The organism is Oleiphilus sp. HI0061, from assembly GCF_001635675.1.
On the sequence record NZ_LWFE01000976.1, the window covers coordinates 1 to 716 of the forward strand.

Here is a 716-nt window from a genome sequence, read left to right on the forward strand (position 1 = left end):
GTTGCTAAGTGAGTTTTACCCGTGCCAGGGCCTCCTATAAGTACGATGTTGTGGCTGCCTTCGATGAACTCACAGCGATGAAGCGCTTTGACAAGCGTTTCATCTACACTGCTTTGATTGAAGTCAAAGCCAGCTAGGTCACGGTAGGCTGGGAACCTTGCATGCTTCATCTGATAAGCGATTGATCGCACTTCTCGATCTGTTACTTCAGCTTTGATCAAGGCTTCAAGAATGGGCTGTGCTTGAAGGTAAGATGGCCCAGCTTGCTGTGATAGCTCCATAACACTGTTGGCCATACCGTGTAGTTTGAGTTGTTTGAAGGTGTGGATCATGGTTTCAATGTGCATAAGGATGACCTCTTAGTTGATCGTAGCGTTGTGTGTTGGCAATAGGTTCTTCGTTTAGAATGAGAGAGGGTGGTGTTAGCAAAGGCTCAGGTGTTTCCTGTTCGATGAGTCGGCTCAAACAGTTCATTACATGCTGTTTTGAGGGGTGCCCGCATCGCAGAGATTCCTCAACCGCTTGCTCAACCAGCTGTTCGTCGTGATGAAGTACCAAGGCCAATATCTCGACCATTTCTCGATCACCACCTTGTCGTCGAAGTAAATACTTTTGAATGGACTTGAAGCTGTCTGGCAAGGTCTCGAACGGTGCGCCGTTACGCAGTGCTCCTGGTTTGCGTTGAGCCACGGCTAGATAATGTCTCCATTCATACT

General features: G+C 48.0%; 1 protein-coding gene and 1 pseudogene. Both read right to left on the minus strand.

The window, feature by feature from the left end; translation table 11 throughout:
• On the minus strand, nt 1–347 hold a 347-nt coding region (locus tag A3735_RS11380), incomplete at its 3' end, for an ATP-binding protein (RefSeq protein ID WP_197485872.1).
• Nucleotides 337–716, minus strand: a pseudogene (locus A3735_RS11385) (IS21 family transposase); the annotation flags it as partial. The gene A3735_RS11380 and the pseudogene A3735_RS11385, both read right to left, overlap by 11 nt.